This is a genomic window from Spirosoma panaciterrae DSM 21099, assembly GCF_000374025.1.
GTDB lineage: Bacteria > Bacteroidota > Bacteroidia > Cytophagales > Spirosomataceae > Spirosoma > Spirosoma panaciterrae.
In genome coordinates, this window is the sequence record NZ_KB893206.1 from 130231 (window position 1) to 149256 (window position 19026).

19 protein-coding genes are annotated in these 19026 nt (G+C 49.8%); 9 read left to right on the plus strand and 10 right to left on the minus strand.

Annotation, left to right across the window (positions count from 1 at the left end; all coding sequences use genetic code 11):
- Nucleotides 1–13: 13 nt before the first annotated feature.
- The 5 genes from mgtE (at nt 14) to B153_RS0125395 (ending at nt 3741) form a co-directional block, all read left to right on the plus strand.
- On the plus strand, nt 14–1366 hold the full coding sequence (gene mgtE, locus B153_RS0125375; protein WP_020599557.1) for a magnesium transporter: 1353 nt from the start codon (nt 14–16) through the stop codon (nt 1364–1366).
- Nucleotides 1367–1538: 172 nt separating this feature from the next.
- The gene (locus B153_RS0125380; protein WP_026262446.1) at nt 1539–1817 is read left to right on the plus strand and encodes a DUF4160 domain-containing protein; all 279 of its coding nucleotides are present in this window, start codon (nt 1539–1541) and stop codon (nt 1815–1817) included.
- A gap of 1 nt (nt 1818) precedes the next feature.
- Complete coding sequence (locus B153_RS35885) at nt 1819–2097, plus strand: DUF2442 domain-containing protein (protein ID WP_020599559.1); 279 nt, start codon at nt 1819–1821, stop codon at nt 2095–2097.
- Between the two features lie 15 nt (nt 2098–2112).
- A complete protein-coding gene (locus tag B153_RS0125390) occupies nt 2113–2652 on the plus strand; it encodes an arsinothricin resistance N-acetyltransferase ArsN1 family B (RefSeq protein ID WP_020599560.1) in 540 nt (179 codons plus the stop codon).
- A 303-nt stretch (nt 2653–2955) separates the two neighbouring features.
- Complete coding sequence (locus B153_RS0125395; protein WP_020599561.1) at nt 2956–3741, plus strand: DUF2490 domain-containing protein; 786 nt, start codon at nt 2956–2958, stop codon at nt 3739–3741.
- Between the two features lie 21 nt (nt 3742–3762).
- Here the strand turns inward: B153_RS0125395 and B153_RS0125400 are convergent, their stop codons facing one another.
- The 4 genes from B153_RS0125400 to B153_RS0125415 all read right to left on the minus strand — a co-directional run bounded on the left by B153_RS0125400 (nt 3763) and on the right by B153_RS0125415 (nt 9244).
- Nucleotides 3763–5025: a sensor histidine kinase gene (locus B153_RS0125400; protein WP_020599562.1), complete on the minus strand. Its 1263-nt coding sequence runs from the start codon at nt 5023–5025 to the stop codon at nt 3763–3765.
- Nucleotides 5022–5699, minus strand: a complete 678-nt coding sequence (locus tag B153_RS0125405) for a response regulator transcription factor (RefSeq protein WP_020599563.1) — start codon at nt 5697–5699, stop codon at nt 5022–5024. Before B153_RS0125405 ends, B153_RS0125400 begins: the two co-directional genes overlap by 4 nt.
- 145 nt (nt 5700–5844) lie before the next feature.
- Complete coding sequence (aspS, locus tag B153_RS0125410) at nt 5845–7614, minus strand: aspartate--tRNA ligase (protein WP_020599564.1); 1770 nt, start codon at nt 7612–7614, stop codon at nt 5845–5847.
- 163 nt (nt 7615–7777) lie between these two features.
- A complete protein-coding gene (locus tag B153_RS0125415; protein WP_026262447.1) occupies nt 7778–9244 on the minus strand; it encodes an amidohydrolase in 1467 nt (488 codons plus the stop codon).
- Between the two features lie 126 nt (nt 9245–9370).
- On the opposite strand from B153_RS0125415, the gene B153_RS0125420 reads away from it, so the two are divergent.
- Both B153_RS0125420 and B153_RS37870 read left to right on the plus strand, forming a co-directional pair.
- On the plus strand, nt 9371–10333 hold the full coding sequence (locus tag B153_RS0125420; protein ID WP_020599566.1) for an HNH endonuclease: 963 nt from the start codon (nt 9371–9373) through the stop codon (nt 10331–10333).
- A 188-nt stretch (nt 10334–10521) separates the two neighbouring features.
- Entirely contained in the window at nt 10522–10665 is a 144-nt protein-coding gene (locus tag B153_RS37870; protein ID WP_020599567.1) for a hypothetical protein, read from the plus strand.
- A gap of 122 nt (nt 10666–10787) precedes the next feature.
- On the opposite strand, the gene B153_RS0125435 is transcribed toward B153_RS37870, so the two are convergent.
- From B153_RS0125435 to B153_RS0125455, 5 genes are all read right to left on the minus strand, one after another.
- Complete coding sequence (locus tag B153_RS0125435; RefSeq protein WP_020599569.1) at nt 10788–11051, minus strand: DUF2442 domain-containing protein; 264 nt, start codon at nt 11049–11051, stop codon at nt 10788–10790.
- A gap of 166 nt (nt 11052–11217) precedes the next feature.
- Nucleotides 11218–11349 carry a DUF4160 domain-containing protein gene (locus B153_RS38905; protein ID WP_083928252.1) on the minus strand — a complete coding sequence of 44 codons (132 nt, stop codon included), beginning with the start codon at nt 11347–11349 and terminating at the stop codon, nt 11218–11220.
- Nucleotides 11350–11399: 50 nt separating this feature from the next.
- Nucleotides 11400–12566, minus strand: a complete 1167-nt coding sequence (locus B153_RS0125445; RefSeq protein ID WP_020599571.1) for a cysteine desulfurase family protein — start codon at nt 12564–12566, stop codon at nt 11400–11402.
- 114 nt (nt 12567–12680) lie between these two features.
- A complete protein-coding gene (locus B153_RS0125450) occupies nt 12681–13238 on the minus strand; it encodes a DUF4136 domain-containing protein (RefSeq protein ID WP_026262448.1) in 558 nt (185 codons plus the stop codon).
- A gap of 185 nt (nt 13239–13423) precedes the next feature.
- Complete coding sequence (locus tag B153_RS0125455) at nt 13424–14011, minus strand: hypothetical protein (RefSeq protein ID WP_020599573.1); 588 nt, start codon at nt 14009–14011, stop codon at nt 13424–13426.
- 429 nt (nt 14012–14440) lie between these two features.
- On the opposite strand from B153_RS0125455, the gene B153_RS0125460 reads away from it, so the two are divergent.
- On the plus strand, nt 14441–15373 hold the full coding sequence (locus B153_RS0125460; RefSeq protein WP_020599574.1) for a polysaccharide deacetylase family protein: 933 nt from the start codon (nt 14441–14443) through the stop codon (nt 15371–15373).
- Nucleotides 15374–15431: 58 nt separating this feature from the next.
- On the opposite strand, the gene rbsK is transcribed toward B153_RS0125460, so the two are convergent.
- Nucleotides 15432–16337: a ribokinase gene (rbsK, locus tag B153_RS0125465; protein ID WP_020599575.1), complete on the minus strand. Its 906-nt coding sequence runs from the start codon at nt 16335–16337 to the stop codon at nt 15432–15434.
- 444 nt (nt 16338–16781) lie between these two features.
- Here rbsK and B153_RS0125470 point away from each other — a divergent pair, with 444 nt between their 5' ends.
- On the plus strand, nt 16782–19022 hold the full coding sequence (locus B153_RS0125470) for an ATP-binding protein (protein ID WP_020599576.1): 2241 nt from the start codon (nt 16782–16784) through the stop codon (nt 19020–19022).
- The last annotated feature ends 4 nt before the right edge of the window (nt 19023–19026 follow it).

Sequence of the window (19026 nt, forward strand, 5' to 3'; positions counted from 1 at the left end):
TGCTTTTTAAGTCGTGACATTCGAACTCACCAAAGACTACCTCGAACGAATTCAGTCGGCCATCGACGCCGGGGATGATACCCTGTTGCGGGCGGAGATGGAGGAACTGTTTCCGGCCGATATTTCGGGAATCCTGGATGAGTTGGAATCGGAATCTGCACATTACCTGCTGAGTTTGCTCGACAAATCGGTGGGGGCCGAAATTCTGGCTAATCTTGACCCGGCCGAACGAACCAATCTGCTGAAACTCTTTACCTCAGAGGAACTGGCCCCGTTCATCAATCAGATGGATTCGGACGATGCTGTAGACTTGCTCAATGAGCAGCCTATTCAGGTGCGTGAGGAAGTCATGGGGTTGCTGGAAGACCGCGAACAGGCTCGCTTCATTCTGGACCTGCTGCACTACGAAGATGGCGTGGCAGGTAGTCTGATGCAGAAAGAGCTGATCAAGATCAACGTCAATCTGACCGTAAATGCCTGCATTGAGGAAATTCGGAAGCAAGCCGAAGATGTCGAAAACGTGTACGCTGTTTATGTGGTCGATGACGTCGGCAAACTGCTGGGGCTGGTATCGCTCAAGAAGATTGTTCTGGCCCGTAAGAATGCGAAAATTGCCGACATCTACGACGACGATGTGGTCTTTGTCGAGACCTACCGACCCGTTGACGAAGTGGCGGAGGTGATGCAGAAATATGACCTGGATGCGGTGCCGGTCGTGAATGTACAGCAACGATTACTGGGCCGTATTACGATCGATGACGTCGTCGACGTGATTACCGAGCAGGCCGAAGAAGACATTCAGGTTATTTCGGGTTTATCGGGCGAGGTCGAGGAAGACGACAACGTCTGGCAACGGTCGAAAGTCCAACTGCCCTGGCTGGTGGCCGGAGCGGTGGGAAGTTTGTTGGCGGCTACGGTTATCAACGGATTTCAGAGCGAACTCGGAAAAGTGGCCGCGCTGGCGGCCTTTATTCCCATTATCGGATCGACGGGGGGCAATGTCGGTATTCAAACGTCGTCGCTTATTCTGCAAAGTCTCACCGACTCCACGGGTTTGAGTATGACAATGGCCAAACGACTCCTGCGCACATTACTGGTGGCTATTATCAATGGCTTAGTAGTGGGCCTGATTGCCGGAACCTACACATTTATCATTGGCGAACCCCGGCTGTTTTTTGTGGTAGCTATCTCCCTGCTGGCAGTGGTTTTACTGGCCTCGTTTATGGGTACCGTTACCCCTCTGGTGCTCAATCGGATCGGGGTTAATCCGGCGGTGGCGTCCGGGCCTTTTATCACCACAGCCAACGACCTCATCGGTATAGGCGTCTATTTCCTGATTGCTCAGGGGCTACTGACTGAGGTATAGAAACGTTAGTTTAATCAGGATAGAGAAAACGTTCTGAATTGTTCCATAGTAGTCAAAACCCTTGTGCCTGATAACGAGAATTTGCCTTGATTTTTGTAGTTAATTTTCTTGAAAAAGGCTACTATTGGATAGTTTTTTATAAATTGGCTTATCGACAATTTAAGTAAACTGCGTGCCTAAACTATTGATCTACCGGGCTGTCTGGATATTTACTATATTCGGAACGGATATTTTTGAGAATCGTAAACATGTTCATGTAGGGCGAAAGGGGACCGAACAGCTTTGCAAAGTATGGTTGGAGCCTGATGTGGAGATGGCAAAATCGGGCGAGTTGTCATTTAGTGAACAGCGGGAAGTTTTGCAGATCACTGTGTTATATAGGGAAGAATTGATTCAGCAATGGGAACAATTCCTGTCTGGGCAGAAAGTGGACATTATAAAAATCAATTGATATGGTAAGCGTGAAACCTCCAGTTGAAGGATATTGGGATGTTGTACCCAAGGTACAATCGATCTGTTTTCCGGACAATAACCAGTTACAGGTTGAACTGGAAGATGGCCGTGCTATCGTTATGCCCCTTGACCGTTTCCCTAGTATCCAAAAACTAACCCCAGAACAACGGTTACATTGGTATAAATACGGCAATGGCTTTTCGTTTGACGATGCTGACGAGGTGATTCATATTGAACAGATTCTGGGGAATTTCAATCTGTATCGCCATGACGAGTAATTCAAGCTCCAGCTCATGACGATTCGTTTTGCCGCTCCAACTGACGCGCCTGCAATTCTGGCGATTTATGCGCCCTATATCACTGATACAACCATCACGTTTGAATACGAAGTGCCATCCGTCGATGCGTTTGCGGAGCGTATCCGAACCATTCAGCAACAATTGCCATATCTGGTCGCTGAGGTCGATGGTCGTGTGTTGGGCTATGCATATGCCTCGAAACATAGGGAGCGGACAGCTTATCAATGGTCGGTCGAGACGTCGGTGTATGTACATCCTGATGGACACCGAAAGGGGATTGCCCGCCAGCTTTATACGAGGTTGTTTGCCTATCTGCGTCAGCAAGGCTATTACAATGCCTATGCGGGTATAACCTTACCCAATCCGAAGAGCGAAGCGTTTCACCAGGTCATGGGCTTTGAGCCGATCGGCGTTTATCGACAGATCGGTTATAAACTGGGGGCCTGGCATAGCGTCGCCTGGTTTCAACTCGTCTTACAGCCTCATCAGTTGAATCCGACTGCGCCTATAGCTATAGGTTTTATAGAACGCTGATTAAAATGGTTGCTGCCTGATGTTATCCCACTCAATGAACCTGTTTAAACTTTTGTTTCAATTGCTTTTGTCATCCCGACGCAGGAGGGATCTTCGGCATGAGCAGGGAAATTGGCTATTTACCGAAGATCCCTCCTGCGTCGGGATAACAAAAAGCACGCATTACGACTCGATTAGGAAAAGTTTAAACAGCCTCAATATTAAGCAATTGTTAACATTGAGGCTGCCAATTTAATATGACCCTAACGTTGTCTACTTTTGTGCGTAATTCTACTTAGAAAAGACCCGTAGCTGGTTAAAGTTGTGAATCGCATAAAACGTATTACTGTACTAACGACGGTCCTGGTTGGGGGCTTGATCGGACGTACGCTGGCGCAAACGTCACTTACACCATCTACCCCGACAGGTACCTGGCTGATTGGTACCCTGGTGTTGCCGGGAGGGGAAAAAAAATGGGGTGGATTTGCTGAAATACAGGCCCGAAGCAACGGCATTTTCCAGCAGTTCTTTTACAATGAATTGAAAGGGGGTGTCAGTTATGATCTGGATAAAAACTTTTCGCTGATGGTGGCTGGTGGTCGTTATGCCACCTACGACTACCAGGATTTATCGGCGGGGCCACTCAACACCGAGAAACGTTTGTGGGAGCAGTTGATTGTAAATCAGTATTTATCGAGGCTCAAATTTGAGCACCGATACCGGATTGAGCAGCGCTGGTTTACCTATCGGGATGGCAGTACACCCTTTCGAAACCGAATCCGCTACCGATTCAACACGTTTATTCCGCTAAACAAGCATACCATTACGGACAAAACGGTGTTCCTGTCAATTTACGACGAGATTTTCCTCAATCCGGTTGGGCCGGTTTTTGAACGGAATCGGTTCTATGTCGGGGCGGGCTATCAGTTCGACGCGCAGTGGATTTTACAGGTTGGGGCCGTTAACCAGACGAACTATAACCCGGCCACGTTTGAAAGTGGTGTGTTTAGCCCTCAGACGGCTGCGGGTAAAAATAACCTGGTAATTGGGGTAATCTACCGACTAAAACGCCGTAGCAACGCCGAGAACTTGCCTACGCAGCCCGATTAATACTTGCTTTTGCCCGGATGGCTACGCACGGGTAATACAAAACTCATGAATACCGCCTGCTGCCTGGTAGGCAATCTGCAATCCGTAACTGTCGCAGATTTGCCGGACAATAGCTAGACCTAACCCGACCGAATCAGAGCTGGCGCTTTCTTTCTTGAACCGTTCAAAAAGCCGTTCGGGGTCTGTAACCAGTGGGCCTCCAGTATTGCGAAGGCATAGCTGTGCAGCGGTAGACGTTAGCTCGATGCGGCCTTCCGGCTGGTTGTGTTTGATGGCATTATTGACCAGATTCGTTACCAGACTGTCGGCCAGAGCGGTTGGCAAATGGACGTCGAAAGGAGCGGTTGGGCCGATCTGAATCGAAAGGTGCCTGAACGACAGCACATCGTCCATATCGGCTAGTTTCTGGGTTAGCAGATTCGCCAGGTCAATTTGCTGGCTATCGCTGAACTGTCGATTTTCGATTTTAGCCAGCAGCAACAGCCCCTGAGTCAGCCGGGAAATACGACGCGATGCCTGGTAAATGGTTTCGATCCAGTGCGTTTGCGTTTCGGAAAGCGACTCCGTTTGAATCAACTGTTCTACTTTGGCATTGATCAGCGCCAGCGGAGTTTGTATTTCGTGTGAGGCATTTTCGGTAAACTCCTTTAGGCTTCGGTAATCCTGTTGCATTTTGGCCGCCATTTTCTGAAGAACGTCATTCAGTTCATTGAACTCGGTAATATTCGTTGGGCTCAGATCCAGGGGCGAATTGTGGCTGAGGTCGAATTGCTTGATCCGGGAAAGTGTGTCATAAAAGGGATACCAGAGCTGGCCCGATAACCGTCGCTGAAACCAGAACATGCCCAACAGCAGCAGCCCCAGAAAAACCACCATGGTGGCCGTAATCACTTCGATTAGCCGATAGGTTTGGATCAGTGATTTACGGATCGAAACCCGGTGCATAACCCCGTGAATCGGTTCATAAAAGGTTAACTGCCGAAAGGGAGTCAGTTCGTTATCGTACCGATTGAGAATCAGTGTGTCTGTGAAGGATTCGCTGACGGATTGCCGCTTGCTGACTGGAACTACCTCGATTTTGTTCTCAACGAAATAAGGGCTGCTCGACCAGGTATTGTGTATGCGGACGTACGTTTCAAAATCCCTGCGTTCGACCCGTAACCGGCTCTCGACCTCATCGTAAATCAGCAACCGGATAATCTGGTAAAAGGCCAGGGCCGTCAGCAGGTAGATGACCAGCGAAAAGGCTAAATAGATCCGGTTGGTTTTGGCGAGTAGTTTCAAGGCTGACTGAATTTATAGCCAATCCCATAAATTGACTGAATGTAGTCGGCAGCACCTTTATCGAGTAGTTTCCGACGCAGGTTTTTGATGTGCGAATACACCATATCGAACGAATCGGCCGAGTCGATGTTGTCGCCCCATAAGTGTTCGGCGATGGAGGCTTTGGTCAGGGCCACGTCAACGTTTGACAGAAAGTACAGCAGTAAGTCGTACTCCTTTCGGGAAAGCATGGTGAGCTGCCCATTCGCAAAAACGTTGCGTGTTTGTGGCACGACTACCAGTTCCTGAAAACGAATTTCGGTGTAGCCGCCAAACTGCCGTCGGCGCATCAATGATTTTACCCGTGCGTTGAGTTCCGACAGATGAAAGGGTTTGGTGAGGTAATCGTCGGAGCCGATGTCGAGCCCTTTTAGCTTATCTTCGAGCGTATTGCGGGCCGATATGATGATAACCCCCGTTGTCGCCATAAGCCGTTTCAACATTTCAATCAGTTGAAACCCGTTGCCATCGGGTAGAGTCAGGTCCACGATTATACAGTCGTACGTATACAGGTGGATCTTCTCTTCAGCCTCCCGGAATGTGGTTACGGTTTCGCAGATATAGCCATCTTTTACCATATACTCGGTAATGCTCTCGGCTAACCCCTGTTCATCTTCAATTACCAGTACTTTCATCCCGTTATCGACTCGTTGGTTCTACGAAAGTAGGCGGCAATGTTGGAAAAATTCTGGATTCGAAAAATTGTTTGCATACAAAGACACCGAGAACGTAGAGAACGCGAATCCCTATGCCCTCGGTGTCTAATTGCTAAGGCTGTTTTTATTTGGCTACGGTAGCGATTTTGAGTTCGTCCAGTTGCTTATCTGAAATGGTCGATGGGGAGTCGATCATCACATCGCGACCCGAGTTGTTTTTGGGGAACGCGATGAAATCGCGGATGGTGTTTTCGCCCCCAAAAATGGAACACAATCGGTCGAAACCGAAGGCGATACCGCCGTGGGGTGGTGCACCGTATTCAAACGCATCCATCAGGAAACCAAACTGAGCTTTCGCTTCTTCGTCTGAAAAACCCAGAATGCTGAACATCTGAGCCTGCAAATCCCGGTTGAAAATCCGAATGGAGCCGCCACCAACTTCGGTCCCGTTGATGACCATGTCGTAGGCATTGGCCCGAACGGCCCCCAAATCGGTTGCCAGTAGCGGAATATCTTCCGGCTTGGGCGATGTGAAGGGGTGGTGCATCGCAAACCAGCGTTGCTCTTCCTCCCCGTATTCGAGCAGCGGAAAATCGAGTACCCACAGGCTGCTGAACACGTTCGGATCGCGGAGGCCAAGCCGGGTGCCCATTTCCAGCCGAAGTTCGTTCAACTGCTTGCGTGCTTTGGCAGCATCGCCCGAAATAATCAGCATCAAATCGCCGGGTTTCGCCCCGAAATGAGCCGCCCAGCCTTTTAGATCGTCTTCTGAATAGAACTTATCGACCGACGATTTAAGCGTACCATCTTCGTTGTACCGAACATAAATCAGGCCTTTGGCGCCAATCTGTGGGCGTTTTACCCATTCGGTGAGTTCGTCGAGTTGCTTGCGGGTGTAGTGGGCGCATCCCGGTGCATTGATCCCAACCACCAGCTCGGCCGAATCGAATACGCCAAAGCCTTTGCCCGAGGTCATATCAACCGTATCGAACGTACCTTTTAGCTCTACGAACTGCATGCCGAAACGCGTATCGGGTTTGTCGGACCCGTAGAACCGCATCGCATCGGCATAGGTCATCCGGGGTACTTCGGCAAGATCGATCCCTTTTACGGTTTTGAACAGATGCCGGATCAGCCCCTCGAACATATTCAGGATATCTTCCTGCTCCACAAACGACATTTCGCAGTCGATTTGGGTGAATTCGGGCTGGCGATCGGCACGCAGGTCCTCGTCGCGGAAACACTTCACAATCTGGTAGTAGCGGTCGAAACCCGATACCATCAGCAACTGTTTGAAGGTTTGTGGAGACTGGGGCAGGGCGTAAAATTCACCCGGATTCATGCGGCTGGGCACCACAAAGTCGCGGGCACCTTCGGGCGTTGATTTGATCAGAACGGGGGTTTCAACCTCAATGAAGTTTTGCCCATCCATATACAACCGGGTTTGCTGCGCCATCCGATGCCGCAATTCCAGATTCCGGCGAACCGGGTTCCGGCGTAAATCCAGGTACCGATATTTCATGCGGAGGTCGTCGCCACCGTCGGTATCATCTTCGATCAGGAAAGGGGGTAGTTTAGCCGGATTCAGTACTTCCAGCGACGTTACCTTGATTTCAATATCGCCGGTTGGTAGGTTCGGATTTTTAGATTTCCGTTCGATGACGGTTCCGGTAGCCTTCAGAACAAACTCGCGACCCAGTGAGCGGGCAGTAGCAAAGAGTTCGGGCGAGGTCTGGCCATCTTCCAGCAGGAGTTGGGTAATCCCATAGCGATCGCGGAGGTCGATCCATAACACGCCCCCTTTATCACGAATGGTCTGTACCCAGCCACTGAGTGTTGCGGTTTTGTTGGTGTCGGTAAGGCGGAGTTCTCCGCACGTGTGCGTTCGAAGCATGATTAAAGAGCGAAAGAGTGAAAGAGTGAAAGAGCGAAAAGCTGCTGTAAAGTATTTCACTCTTTCGCTCTTTCACTCTTTCACTCTTTAGAATTCTGCCGCAAAAGTACGGACTTTATGGCAACTGGACAGTCACTCTTTCACTCTTTCGCTCTTTCGCTCTTTACTTTCTATAGTCGAGCGCCGGTTTGCGGTCGCCGAGGAGGGCTTCGTATTTGAAATCGGCTCCGCGTTTCTGCTTCCATTCGGCATGCGCTTTCTCAATGAGGGCCGGAGTTTTGTAAAGATCAAGGGCAGTCAGGGCCAGGGTTTTGGCGGCTACCAGCATCCCTTTCTGGCCAATGCTCATGCCACTGGCGGCTGTCGATTGCCAGCTATGGGCCGATGAACCCGGCACCCAGGTAGCGGTCGAGAGGCCAACGGTCGGTACAGTCCAGCTTACATCGCCCACATCGGTCGAGCCACCACTCACCGGATTGTCGGAGGCATCGCGGAAGTCTTTGATGGTTGCAGCTTCTTCAATCGGTACTTTCTTGTCGAAGGTTTCGCTGATCTTTTTGGCAAACTCCGTTTCTTCCGGTGTGTATTTGACACCCCCTACGGTTGTCAGATTCTGGTGCATCACCTCGGCCAGGGTCACGTTGGGCAACAGGTTGAACACGCCACCCAGAATCTCCCATTCCACTTTGGTGCCGGTGCCTTTGGCGGCCCCTTCGGCCGCATTTTCGATCCGTTTCCAGACGCTTTGCAACACATCACGATCTTTATGCCGGGCGTAGTAATACACTTCGGCAAAGGCGGGCACCACGTTTGGCGCTTCGCCCCCTTTCGTGATCACGTAGTGAATCCGGGTATCGGATGGAATATGCTCCCGCATCAGATTGACCATGTAGTCCATGGCTTCGACACCATCCAGCGCCGACCGACCGCGTTCGGGAGCCGCAGCCGCGTGGGCGGCAATGCCCCGGAACCGGAATTTGGCATTTTTATTCGCCAGCGACGTACCCGCATCGGCAGAATTGCTAGCGCCGGGGTGCCAGTGAAGTACTACATCGACATCGTTGAACAGCCCTTCGCGAACCATATACACCTTACCCGAGCCCCCTTCTTCGGCGGGGCAGCCATAAATTTTGATCGTGCCCGAATGCCCCGATTTTTTGAGCCAGTCTTTAATTTCGGTGGCGGCTGCTACTGAGGCTGTTCCGAACAGATTATGCCCGCAGCCGTGCCCCCCTTTTTGTCCGGCAATGGGTGTAAATTCGGGTTTGGCTTCGGTAGCCAGACCAGGCAGGGCATCATATTCACCCAGAATACCAATAACGGGTTTACCCGAACCGTAGGTAGCGACAAAAGCCGTCGGAATACCGGCCACGCCCGTTTTAACGTCGAAGCCTTCCTTACGCAATTGTTCTTCCAGCAGGGCAGAACTTTTCTCTTCCATATAGCCCAGCTCGGCAAAATTCCAGATTTGCTTCGAGATACCCGCGTATTCCGGGAAGCGTTTGTCCAAGTCGGTTAAGATGGTTTGTTTATCGGCGTCTACAGTTGCGGTGGGTGTTTTCTTCGCTTTGGGTTGGGCTACAGCCAGTAGCGGCAACAGCAAAGCCATTGTGAGAAATTGTGTTCTCATAGGTACGACTTTTAAAGAGGTTATATTTTGAGAAATAGGTTGTAAGCCGATAAAAATACGGCAAAAAGGTGTCATGGGCAATCTTATTGGAAGGTTGCTATCTTTGCCCGGCAAATTCGTATTCTCATGTCTACACCCTTTGATCAAGCCTTACTACGAACTTATGTACGCAAATTTACCAAACTCAGACAGGGCGGAACGCAGTATGGGAAAGCCCCTCATAAGCCAGTTTTTCTGATTAGTCTGCTTGAGCTGATCGATAAAGGACTGATCTCCGACAATCGAATAACCATTACCCCTGAATTAGTTGCAACGTTCAAGGAGAACTTTTCTTTGTTGGTAAAGACAGCCCATAAGGATGATTTTACACAGCCGTTTTTTTATCTCCAAAATGATGGATTCTGGTTTCTGAAAGCACAGGCTGGCTATTATATCGACCACTACATTCGAAGCGTTCATGTGTTAAACGACAAACTCGACTATGGTTATTTTGCTAACGATTTATTCGACTTGCTGACGAATACTGAAGCGCGTACCTATCTGAAGATGATTGTATTGGATCATTATTTCGGTAATACAAAAGCTGAGTTTTTAGCCATAAAGAATACCGGACGTAGTTATCTGCACGACCTGGAAGCGTATTTGCTCAATGAAAAAGAAGCTGCTTATGAACAGCTACGGCCCTCTGAGGATGAAGAAATACGGTTTGTTCGGAGAGGCTTGTTCAAGAAGCTTGTTCCTAAAGTCTATGATTTTACCTGTGCAATTTCCGGGATGAAGGTAATTGCTGTTGATGGGTCATCGCTGGTGGAAGCCTGCCACATCGTGCCTATCAGTATTTCGGGCGATGATAAAGTCACAAACGGGATAGCACTATGTCCAAATTTACATACCGCCTTTGATCGGGGCATGATTGGCATAGATGAACGTTTACGGGTGATGGTTTCGCCTTTATTAGCTGATAATATAGTGAGCCCTTATAACCTCAAGCAGTTCCATGGCAAGCCCTTAACACTCCCCTTTGGCGAAATTCATTATCCAAAGATTGAACACTTTCGGTGGCACAGGCAGCAGCGATTCAAAAAATAAATGGATAACTCAATCAACGAATGGTGCCGTTCTGCTTCTAGTAGGGTTTCATAATCTCTTCGTGATTTTACGAATTGAGGGCTTTTTTCAGTACAAACTCGATAGCCAGTCGTATATCAGCATCCATTGTAAATGACCTAAACACCCGCAAATTTCGTTATCTTGCCAATAGCTAACTGAATACGCCTATGGAAGCAACGTTTGTCGTGAATCCGAACGAAATGAATGCTCAACTGCTTGAACGGATGTTAGACTTTTTTGCGGACAAGAAAGGCCCCGTAACAGTACATCTGAGTGAACCGCCATCGGCAGGTTTTGACTTTCAGCAGTAGTTTCAGGGAATGGAAGCGATTCGGGCACGTGCCGAGCTTGTGCCGGTTCCTGCTGGCATTGACGATCTCAATGAACTGATTGATGGTATTAATAATCTGGATTTTGAGTCGTAGTAGTCTTATCAATAAACCGCTGGAGCTATGCATCCCTGATGCAACTGCGAAACGGGGAAAATTAAATCCCAATCTTTTCCCCAAACTACATTGCCTCGTTCGATGCGGAAGCGTTTGAAGTTTGATAATTGTCGGTATTTATTGTGTTGGGGATGAGGATGGTTTTGTAAAAATGGCCCAAAGTCTACCAGTTGTGAGCTTCCATCAGTAAAACTCACCTTCAAGCGGTAATCGCCAACGTATTCGGCATCTGTCACAGCAAGCGTTCTCATAGTCTCTTCGTGATCTTGCGAATTTTAGGTTTCTTCTTTAGTACGAAAAAGTCAAGCCATTTTTGCGCAATCTCATCGGCGTACAGTTCAACGACTTTCATGGCTTCTTTCTGGTCTTTTTGAGACAGCATCTCAATACCATCTGCTTTCCGTAACTGTACATCTATTAACTTTCCGTCCTCGAAAAAGAGTTCAAAATAGTTTCATATTCCGCGTGACTTACATGTACATGAACAGGCAAATGCTCATTACTATAGAAATAAAAGATTAAGCCAAAATATTCAATAAGCTTCGGCATACTAATGGTCGTACAAGTGGCAAATTCATCCCCAAAGCTATAAAAAGTGTTTATCCCACCAACGCTCGCAACTCCTCCACAACGCCTTTTACCCCATCAATAGCCGCCGTTATATCGTCGTCGGTCGTGAATCGACCCAGGCTAAAGCGCAGGCAGGAAAAGGCTTCCGTTTCGTTCAAACCCATGGCCAGCAGCACATGCGACGGATCGATGGAAGCCGCCGTACAGGCCGACCCGTTCGAAACGGCCATGCCTTCCAGTCCTATAATCAGCGCGTCAGAATCACAATTCTCGAAATAGATATTGGTGACGTTATAAAGCCGATGTTCCCGATTGCCATTTACCCGTGTTCCGGGAATCGTCAGCAAAGCCGTTTCGAGCCGATTTCGTAGAGACGCAACCCTTTGCGTCTCATTTGCGTCAGCCATTGCCTGCCGTGCCAGTTCAGCCGCTTTGCCCATGCCTACAATGCCCGGCACATTCAGCGTACCACTGCGTAATCCGCGTTCGTGTCCACCACCGTGCAAAAGAGCTTCCAGCTTTACTTTGTTGGGACGACGCTGGCGGATAAACAAGCCTCCAACACCTTTGGGCCCATAAAACTTATGGGCGGAGAAAGCCAGCAGATCAATACCAATTGCATCGACGTCAATCGGTAATTTGCCTACGGCCTGAGTGGCATCGGTCATGAATAAAGCACCGGCTTCGTGGGCTAGCTGGGCGATTTCCCTGATGGGCTGAATAACGCCCGTTTCGTTGTTGACCAGCATCACCGATACCAGTATTGTATCGGCCCGAATCGCGGCTTTCACTACGTCCAAATCCAACAGACCATCGGGTTGAACAGGCAAGTACGTCACCTCGAAGCCGTGTTTCTCCAGATGGGCGCATACATCCAGCACGGCTTTGTGTTCGGTTTCTACCGTTACGATATGCCCGGTGCGCCGGTCCGATTCTCGATTCTGGTAGTTTTTGGCCACACCTTTAATAGCCAGATTAATGGCTTCCGTAGCGCCCGATGTAAAAACCAGTTCATGCGTTTCGCAGCCCAGTAAATCAGCCACTTGCTGGCGAGCCGTTTTAACCGCGTCATGTGCTGAAAGACCAAACGGGTGCGTACTGGCGGCATTGGCGAAGTTGTCTGTCAGGAACGGCATCATCGTTTCCAGTACACACGGGTCGAGCCGGGTTGTCGCATTATTGTCGAGGTAAATCATACAGTAAAAATAGACAGAAAGAAACAAAGGCCGTAATCAATACGGCCTGAATAAGCCCGTAAACAAAAAGCGCGTCAGTCTTTCGAATGACGCGCTGGTTTGCAGGCTGTTGGCCTAATAACTATCGGCCCGGTAGTTGAACCGGTTGAAAATCAGGTTGACGGCTTCGCGAATTTTACCCTGCTGGCGGTCAAAACCGTTATTGGTGATCAGGCCCGAAGCCAGCCCCGTCCAGATGACCTGATCGGTTTTATTGTCGACCAGATTGACAAGGATGGTGCCGGGCTGAACCTGAATATCCTGCTCATCGCCCAGGCTTTGCACCTCACTGGCCGAAAAATAGTCCGAGCCCTGATTGGTGTAGCCCTTGATGGTGGTTGGTTTGTCGAAAACCCGGAAATTTACCAGCAGATCGGGGTTTTGCCGCATAAACTTGTAGCCTCGTCCATCCATCGCAAAGCCGACAGCATCCCGAATCTGTTTTTTCAGGACAAGGTCGTTCAGGAAGTATAGGCCGGGGTCAAGCTTGTTATCGACCTGCGAGGCCCAGGCATAGGATTTATAGCGGCTGAAGTCGGTATTGGGCCGCATTTCGCTGTCGACAGTAACTGTTTGGGCTTGCGTCAGGCTGGCTACCAGCGCAAACGCAGCAAGAAAAAAGAACCGTTTCATCGTCATTGAGTTTTGAATCAGGTTGTTTACAAATCCTTATCAATAACTCACCGACTGGTCCAGGGGGTTATTAAAAGTGAGTTAAACCTCCATGGCAATGCTCGGGATAGGCTTTCGCTATCGGCAACCAGTGGTTTCGAAACGGCTTGTCATTCCAGCAGTTGTTAGAATGGTAAGGTGTAGGTCTACCACTTTAGCCCGGCTGTTCGAAATTCGATCTGTCGGGTGCCCTGTCCGGCAAAATCGACGTCAATGAGCATGGTACGAGCTGTTTTTAGTTGCTTGATCAAGGCCTTTTCGGAATCGAAGAAAATAACATTGGCACTGCCATTTTCGGCCGCCGAAAACGTATAGGTGAAAGGCGCATGCCCATCGAACCGAACGCGTGCCTTGCCTTCCTGAAAGCTCCGGTTAAACTGCCCCTTCGATACCTGAATGTATACATGCGTGTCGGTATCGCGTTTTCGAATGGTCAGCGTGGCAAGGGAACCGCCATTGTACGGAAAATCGAATTCGAGTAGTGTGGGCGATGTGATCGAGGCTTTATACACCGTACGTCCTTCGTTATCAACCCGTTTCGAATACTGCCATGTACTGTTGCCAACGCGGCTGTCTGTCTGGTGGGCAGCTATAGGGGAAGTAGTGTGTGGTTGAGGTGGGGTGGGGTCAGTCTTCGTCGGCCTCTGGTCGGTCATGGTTGGCTGACTGGTTTTTTCCTTTGTTGAACAGCCCCAGATGAGGGTTAACGAAAGCACATAAGGTAAAAATCGCATAATGGATCGACAGCTAGATCGGGTAAGTCAGAGAATTAATGTTCGTAAATAGCGCCCCTATATGATCGGACGGATCGCTGGTCTGTAAGCGCCTTTTAAGGTCAGTTGCAGAACCTACGCTGGTTATTAATCGACTTCATGCCGCCCTGGGTTTTACCTCTTTTAGGTCCGTTTTAGGCCGACGACCAATCTGTGTGTAGAAAACGTACGGGCCAGGCATACAAACGTAGCCATATTCGGTGGTTAAACGTGCTGGGCACGGAGCGAAACGATACAGGCAGGCTTCTGTAGGTATCCGGCTGATTCATAGCATGACCGCTTGGTTTAAGGTATGAATTTTGCGTAAGCCATCAAGAAAACTCGGTTAGTCCATAAGTTTAATTCCATCTCCCGAATACTTTTTCCTATTTTAGGGCATATTTACTTACTATGTTTATTCGTCAAAATGTATCGCTTGCAGCGGCCATCTGCCTGTCTGTCTTATTTACGCATAGTTTAACGGGATGCCAATCCAAGGGCAAGGGTTCCAGCGAAACTACGGCTGATACCACCACGGCAACTGCCACCGACAAACCTTCGGAAACGAAAGCCGAGGCTACGGCCCCAGCGCCCGATCCGTCGAGTATTCCGGCCGATAAAGTTGCGAATGCGGCTGCTATTCTGGCCCGGCCCCAGGTGCCTGTTCTCTGCTATCATCAAATTCGTGACTGGCGGGGTGGAGACTCCCAGACCGCAAAAGACTACATCATTCCGGTGGCCGCCTTCAAAGAACAGATGCAGATGCTGGCCGATAGTGGCTACCATACCATTTTGCCCGATCAGTTGTACGCGTATCTGACTACGGGTGCCCCGTTACCTTCCAAACCCGTTATGCTGACGTTTGACGATGGTGACCTCGATCAGTACGAAACCGCTGTACCCATTCTGGACAAACACGGCTTTAAAGGCGCGTTCTTTATTATGACGGTGGCGATTGGACGGCGGGGAAAACAGCCGTATATGGATAAAGCCCAGATTAAGGACCTGGCAGATCGGGGACATACCATCGGAGCGCATACCTGGGACCACCATAATGTGAAAAAATACCAGGGCGACGATTGGAAAGTTCAGATCGAAGAACCCAAAGCCAAGCTGGAGAGCATCACGGGTAAGCCTGTGAAATACTTTGCCTATCCGTTTGGACTGTGGAATAAGCAGGCCCTTCCCGAAATTCAGAAGCGAGGTTATGCGGCTGCATTTACCCTGGCCGATGGGCGGGATGAACAGCTGCCGCTCTACACCATCCGGCGCATCATTGCAGGTGGGCAATGGAAAGCCAAAACGTTTTACCGGAACATGATCCAAAGTTTCGACGGTAAGTAAACCGTTTCCCTCGCCCCTGGCTGCTCTTGTTTTAGCAGAAGAGTCAGGGGCGAAGGCATTAGTCAGCCACCTCCGTTCGTCGGGGCATGGATGCCTGGGCGCCCATGCGCGTAACGGAAATGGAAGCGGCTTTGCAGGCGAATGCGATGGCGTCGGCTAGAGGCCGTTTTTCGGCCAGCGCAACAGCCAGGGCACCATTGAAACAATCTCCGGCGGCTGTAGTATCGACCGCCTTGACAGGTGCCGTTGGGATAAGCTGGCTTTCGGTTCCGGTCGATAGATAGGCTCCTTTGGAACCCAGGGTAATGATGACGTTCGAAACGCCCATGTTGTGCAGTTTTTGAGCTGCCTGTCCGGCGCTTTCCAGATCGTCGACCCGAATGCCGGTAAGGAGTTCAGCCTCGGTCTCGTTCGGGGTGATTACAAACAAATGCGGAAATAACTCATTGGGCAGGGGTTGCGCCGGAGCCGGATTTAAAATAACCCGTAAACCACGTGAAGCCGCTTCGCTTATGGCGTGAGTTACCGTGTCCAGTGGGATTTCGAGTTGCACCAGTACCAGCGTGTCTGCACCTACGGCAGTAAGAGCCGTGTCGACTTCGGTGGGCCGGAGGTGGGCGTTGGCTCCGGGAGCCACCGTAATACAGTTCTCGCCCGCAGCATCGACGTTAATCAGCGCTACACCCGATGGATGCGCAGGGTCGGTCTGAATATAGCTCGTATCGATACCTTCCTGACGAAATCCGGCAACCGCCTGTTCGCCAAAAATATCGGCCCCAACCTTGGCTACAAAAGTTACGTTGCCCGTCAGCCGGGCAGCGGCAACGGCCTGATTGGCTCCTTTACCTCCAGGGTTCATGAAAAAAGTACCGCCTAATACGGTTTCGCCGGGGGCTGGTAATTTGGTCGTTTGAACGACCATGTCCGTATTTGAACTACCAACTACTAAAATCTGTCCGGGCATGTGGTAAGGATTTAGGTAAGAACTAACCGTAAGGGCCATAGCCATTTTTTATACATTGGCCCTGAATTATCCGTCAAATAAATGCAATTGTTTGTAAGCATCGGAACATTCGGTCAATTTTCATAGAACATCTGGTTAACTCTTTGGTTTGTATAAGGCGCATTTACCACCAATTGGAAAGTTCAACGCTATTTCGGCTATAATTTTCAACCTGAAAATTTAACGTATACATTGACTTGTATCCATTTACGGTATTAAAAAGCCATGTTGGTTTATAGAGTTTCAATGTATTGCTATATTGTATGCGTATATTGCGCTTTACCGTTACGACTTCACTGTAGCGGCAAACGTTTTGTTGACGTTCTTCTGGCCTGTATGGACAATCTAAGTCCGAGATATGGGCAGAGTGTACGTTTTAACCCACTTTACTCAACTAGTTGATTGATGAGTGCATTTACTGTTGACCTAACGAACTGCGAACGCGAACCAATCCATATCCTCGGACACGTACAGTCGCATGGCTACTTACTGGCTATTCTGCCTGATTCCTATTCGGTTGTTCATGCCAGCGATAACATCGTCGATCTGTTAGGTATACCTGCCACCGATCTGCTGGGCAAATCCATTGATACCCTATTTTCGGGAACTGATCTGCCAGCCAGTACGGTCGTTGAGCTGCTCAACATTGGTCGGCGAAACCATTCCTGGGAGACTATCAACCCGCAGCCGGTAACGCTGAACGACAAACCCTGGAATCTGATTATCCACGAGTACCAGGGGTTGATTATTCTGGAGTGGGAATCGGCGGGCGATGAGCGGAATACCGCCATCAATCAGCAGTTAATCGCGCAGTCGCTGACCGAAGTGCAGGCTAGCCGTACATTGCCCGACTTGTTGCAGAATACGGCTCAGCGTATCAAAACCATTATCGGATACGACCGGGTGATGGTGTATCAGTTTAGCCCCGATTGGCATGGGCATGTGGTGGCCGAGGCTAAAGATGATCATCTTGAACCGTATCTGGGGCTTCATTATCCGGCGTCCGATATTCCCCGACAGGCCCGGGAATTATATAAAATCAATCTGGTGCGGCTCATTGCCGACGTAGGTAGTACGCCGTCCCGGATACTGTCATTGCCCGACTGGCCCGTTGATCAGCCGCTCGATCTGACCCATTCGGTACTGCGGGCTGTGTCGCCCATTCATATCGAGTACCTCAAAAATATGGGTGTTCAGGCGTCGATGAGCATCTCGCTTCTCTATCGGGGCGAATTGTGGGGACTCATTTCATGCCACAACACCACTCCGCGTTTTGTTGACTATCCAGCCCGGCAGGCGGCAAAATTCGTGAGTCAGTTATTGTCGTCGGCACTGGAGTTTCGGCGGAGTGAGGAAGATAAAACTAACCTGCTGCAATACAGCCAGAACGCACAGCGGCTTCATGAACAACTCCTGCTAACCGACGACGTACCTCGGGCGCTGACGAAGTTTCCGGTTACGGCGCTCAATGTGACCAATGCGACGGGGGTAGCTCTGCTGTTCAACGATAAAATTTACCAGCTTGGCCAAACCCCCAGCGAAACACAGCTCTGGGATCTTGGGCAATGGCTGACCACGACCAATACCGAAACGTTTCTGGAAACCAACCACCTGGCGAGTTTATACCCTCCAGCCGAAGAATTTCGGGAAGTGGGGGCGGGGATGCTAGCCATTGCGTTGTCGCGGGAGATGAAAGAGTATGTGCTTTGGTTCAAACCCGAACGGATTCGGGAGGTGACCTGGGCGGGTAATCCAGATAAACCCGTTACGGTTGGTGGAGATGGGCAACTCCGGCTAAGCCCACGTAAGAGTTTTGAAGCCTGGACCGAAATCGTACGAAATACGTCGAACCACTGGACCGAAACAGAAATTGGTACGGTGGTGAAGCTGCGGGAAGATATTTTGCAGGTGCTGACGAAACAGGCCAACGCGATTCGCATGTTGAATCAGCGACTTCAGGTAGCCTACGAGGAACTGGATGCTTTCAGCTATACGGTATCGCACGATCTGCGAACCCCTTTGTCATCCATCCGGTGTTATTCGGAAATTCTGCTCGAAGAGCATGGGAACGAGTTTGACGAAGACGCTCGGGCCCTGTTTCAGAAAATCATCGACTCTACGGAGCGTATGCGGAGCCTGATTCGGCATATCCTGTATTACTCACGCATGGGCCGTACGGAACTGGATACGCAGTCGATCGATATGCGCCAGTTGCTGGAAGGTATTCGGGAAGAACTGCTGGTGACGGCCAAAGGGCGCGCATTGCGGATCGACATAGGGGATACCCCGCCGGTCAATGCCGATTCGACCATGGCGCTTCAATTGTTTACCAACCTGATTGGCAATGCGGTGAAATATACGGAGCACAAAACCGACGCTGTTATTCGGATAAACGGGCAACAAACGGACGACGAAGTAGTTTATACCATTGAAGACAACGGTATAGGTTTTGATATGAAACAGGCCGGAAAGATGTTCGATTTGTTTAAACGCCTGGAAAACGCCCGCAACTTCGAAGGATCAGGGGTGGGGTTGGCCATTGTAAAGCGGATCATCAATCGCCATCAGGGAAAAATCTGGTTCCGAAGTGAACCCGATCGAGGGGCTACGTTTTCTGTTTCATTCCCTGCAATGGCCCTTGTCTGAGTTG

What these genes read in the sequence shown, in the direction of transcription:
- B153_RS35885 (WP_020599559.1), top strand. Translation starts at nt 1,819, where the DNA reads ATGGTAAGCGTGAAACCTCCAGTTGAAGGATATTGGGATGTTGTACCC.
- B153_RS0125390 (WP_020599560.1), top strand. Translation starts at nt 2,113, where the DNA reads ATGACGATTCGTTTTGCCGCTCCAACTGACGCGCCTGCAATTCTGGCG.
- B153_RS0125405 (WP_020599563.1), bottom strand. Translation starts at nt 5,699, where the DNA reads ATGAAAGTACTGGTAATTGAAGATGAACAGGGGTTAGCCGAGAGCATT.
- aspS (WP_020599564.1), bottom strand. Translation starts at nt 7,614, where the DNA reads ATGCTTCGAACGCACACGTGCGGAGAACTCCGCCTTACCGACACCAAC.
- B153_RS0125415 (WP_026262447.1), bottom strand. Translation starts at nt 9,244, where the DNA reads ATGAGAACACAATTTCTCACAATGGCTTTGCTGTTGCCGCTACTGGCT.
- B153_RS0125420 (WP_020599566.1), top strand. Translation starts at nt 9,371, where the DNA reads ATGTCTACACCCTTTGATCAAGCCTTACTACGAACTTATGTACGCAAA.
- B153_RS37870 (WP_020599567.1), top strand. Translation starts at nt 10,522, where the DNA reads ATGGAAGCAACGTTTGTCGTGAATCCGAACGAAATGAATGCTCAACTG.
- B153_RS0125435 (WP_020599569.1), bottom strand. Translation starts at nt 11,051, where the DNA reads ATGAGAACGCTTGCTGTGACAGATGCCGAATACGTTGGCGATTACCGC.
- B153_RS38905 (WP_083928252.1), bottom strand. Translation starts at nt 11,349, where the DNA reads ATGCCGAAGCTTATTGAATATTTTGGCTTAATCTTTTATTTCTATAGT.
- B153_RS0125445 (WP_020599571.1), bottom strand. Translation starts at nt 12,566, where the DNA reads ATGATTTACCTCGACAATAATGCGACAACCCGGCTCGACCCGTGTGTA.
- B153_RS0125450 (WP_026262448.1), bottom strand. Translation starts at nt 13,238, where the DNA reads ATGAAACGGTTCTTTTTTCTTGCTGCGTTTGCGCTGGTAGCCAGCCTG.
- B153_RS0125455 (WP_020599573.1), bottom strand. Translation starts at nt 14,011, where the DNA reads ATGCGATTTTTACCTTATGTGCTTTCGTTAACCCTCATCTGGGGCTGT.
- B153_RS0125460 (WP_020599574.1), top strand. Translation starts at nt 14,441, where the DNA reads ATGTTTATTCGTCAAAATGTATCGCTTGCAGCGGCCATCTGCCTGTCT.
- rbsK (WP_020599575.1), bottom strand. Translation starts at nt 16,337, where the DNA reads ATGCCCGGACAGATTTTAGTAGTTGGTAGTTCAAATACGGACATGGTC.
- B153_RS0125470 (WP_020599576.1), top strand. Translation starts at nt 16,782, where the DNA reads ATGAGTGCATTTACTGTTGACCTAACGAACTGCGAACGCGAACCAATC.